Source organism: Microbulbifer epialgicus (genome assembly GCF_041447265.1).
Lineage (GTDB): Bacteria > Pseudomonadota > Gammaproteobacteria > Pseudomonadales > Cellvibrionaceae > Microbulbifer > Microbulbifer epialgicus.
The window spans coordinates 1-1,986 of the sequence record NZ_JBGMEK010000203.1; the positions used below are offsets into that span (position 1 = coordinate 1).

The 1,986-nt window shown below is 42.0% G+C and carries 5 protein-coding genes; 2 read left to right on the top strand and 3 right to left on the bottom strand.

The features are described from left to right. Positions 1–184 precede the first annotated feature (184 nt). Entirely contained in the window at positions 185–808 is a 624-nt protein-coding gene (locus tag ACCI49_RS24455) for a Type 1 glutamine amidotransferase-like domain-containing protein (RefSeq protein ID WP_371841867.1), read from the top strand. Between the two features lie 120 nt (positions 809–928). Here ACCI49_RS24455 and ACCI49_RS24460 read toward each other — a convergent pair whose 3' ends face one another. From ACCI49_RS24460 to ACCI49_RS24470, 3 genes are all read right to left on the bottom strand, one after another. Beyond that, complete coding sequence (locus ACCI49_RS24460; RefSeq protein ID WP_371841868.1) at positions 929–1,063, bottom strand: hypothetical protein; 135 nt, start codon at positions 1,061–1,063, stop codon at positions 929–931. 172 nt (positions 1,064–1,235) lie between these two features. Beyond that, complete coding sequence (locus tag ACCI49_RS24465) at positions 1,236–1,388, bottom strand: hypothetical protein (RefSeq protein WP_371841869.1); 153 nt, start codon at positions 1,386–1,388, stop codon at positions 1,236–1,238. Then, positions 1,367–1,813: a 3TM-type holin gene (locus ACCI49_RS24470; RefSeq protein WP_371841870.1), complete on the bottom strand. Its 447-nt coding sequence runs from the start codon at positions 1,811–1,813 to the stop codon at positions 1,367–1,369. The genes ACCI49_RS24465 and ACCI49_RS24470 overlap by 22 nt, the downstream gene beginning before the upstream one ends. A gap of 77 nt (positions 1,814–1,890) precedes the next feature. On the opposite strand from ACCI49_RS24470, the gene ACCI49_RS25180 reads away from it, so the two are divergent. Further along, the coding region (locus ACCI49_RS25180) for a transposase DNA-binding-containing protein (RefSeq protein ID WP_503629704.1) at positions 1,891–1,986 on the top strand (96 nt) is incomplete at its 3' end.

Consider the following 1,986-nt stretch of genomic DNA (forward strand, 5'->3'; position numbering starts at 1 on the left):
CTTAGTTGGTTTATTGTCTGGCGATAACAAATCAACCAGATACGCCGCTTTTTTTCAAACCTTCAAACACCAGATTTGGTTATAACTCTGTGGGGTTCCATTAAACTTTTACAGTGCCCTCAAAGGACAGGTGATTTCGATATTAGGCAATGGGTTAGGTTTATTTGTTAAGGGATTAAAACACATGACTAAACTGTTCTTGACCTCATATTTCGCTGAGGTTGCTGACTTAATTGGAAGTTATGAGATAGGCCTTGAGGGGAAGGCGGTTACATTTATTCCAACCGCAAGTTTTCCCGAAGAAGTAACTTTTTATGTTGATGATGCAAGACGAGCACTAGAAAAACTAGGACTTATCGTAGATGAATTAGATGTTTCCACTGCACTGACTAGTGAGATTGAAGATAAAATTAAGAATAATGAGTTCATTTATGTAACTGGTGGCAATACGTTCTTTCTACTCCAAGAGCTTAGGCGAAGTGGGGCAGATAAAATAATACTGGAACAGGTAAGATCAGGTAAAACGTATATTGGTGAGTCGGCAGGTTCAGTAGTACTGTCACCAAATATTGCATATATCCAGGAAATGGATGATGTTGATGCCGCAAAGAGTCTAGAGTCTTATGACGGGTTAAATTTTGTTGATTTCTCCCCATTACCTCATTATGGAAATCAGCCCTTTAAGGATGCTGCTGAACGCGTCAAATCTGAGTTTTCAAATGTGATAAATATATACCCTTATAGTAATAATCAGGTTATAGCTGTAACCGATGGAACAGCCGAAACCTTGAGTGTGGAACCTTTGTAATTCCTTCCGCCTCCTTAGAGCTACCAGGCCATCTACGTTTGCGCAGCTGGCCTGTATATATCCAGGAATGTAGGATAGAAAGAAAGTGGCAGAATAGAATCGTCTAAACGATTTACCAATCTATCTGCTATCCATTTTTTCTTCTATAGCTTTTAGTGATGCGAAGAGGATTATATTTAGTATAACTGCCTGAAGTTCTTTAAGCTCCTCTGCTAAATTATAAAGCTCATTAGCATCTACCTCTCGCTCTGGCATTCCTTGTCGGCCAAAAATCAAACTGAAGGGTGTTCAAAAATCTGTGTCAACCAGGCAGCTGATGCTGCAGTTCGGCAGACGCTTGATCAAACGCTGAAATATCCAGGGTAACACTGACTTTCATCAGTTTTTCCGGCTGCCTTTCCTGTAGTTTTAATCGCATGTGATTGTATTACCAGTTAACGGCAAGGCCTGCTGCAGCTATTAGTACACCAGCAAGACCTAGCCAGTTATCGACAAGCCACCCGGCAAAAGTGCCTACTCCAACAGTAGCGAGATAACTGACCTTCTCTGTTATTTTTCTTACCGTATCCTGGAAAGCCATGACTGCTTCCAGGTTTTGATAGCATTCTCAGCGCTGCGCCCCACGACAAAGCCACCGAGGCCGATTTTTACTATCTCCAAGAGGGCGAGGGTTTGTTCCTTGTCGAGGTTTGGAGCTGTCCACCCCAGCCAATGAGCCACGATCAGTCCTACGAACGTGGGCATCGTTAGCGGTCGCCAGTTTCTCTGTATCCATGAGTCACCTTTAGCTTCCGTAGAAATCACCTGAGTAGCCAGTTTAAGCTCCTCCAAGTCCATCGTAATTAGCTTAGCATTCACCTCAGCCTTGAGACGATTAGCCTCAGTCTTGTCAGGGAATGCATTATCTATGACTTTACCAAAAGGCCTAAAATGGTGTAAATAGCAGAGATCATCAGTAACTCCATACTGGAGGGCGGATACGCTCGCCCTAAGTTTTATACACAAGTTTTTCCAGTTTTATTATAAAAATCAATGAGTTACAGTTTTGGCATAGTAAGAGCTACAGATTTGGATGGGTAATTATGCAGGACTGGGTCATGGACGAAGTGAAAAATCAAGTTATGGGCGATGTACGATTGAATAAGCGATTGTCCAATATTCTTAGGAATTTAAGTTCC

Coding starts and splice junctions, on each gene's coding strand:
- ACCI49_RS24455 (WP_371841867.1), top strand. CDS start 185: ATGACTAAACTGTTCTTGACCTCATATTTCGCTGAGGTTGCTGACTTA.
- ACCI49_RS24460 (WP_371841868.1), bottom strand. CDS start 1,063: ATGCCAGAGCGAGAGGTAGATGCTAATGAGCTTTATAATTTAGCAGAG.
- ACCI49_RS24465 (WP_371841869.1), bottom strand. CDS start 1,388: ATGGCTTTCCAGGATACGGTAAGAAAAATAACAGAGAAGGTCAGTTAT.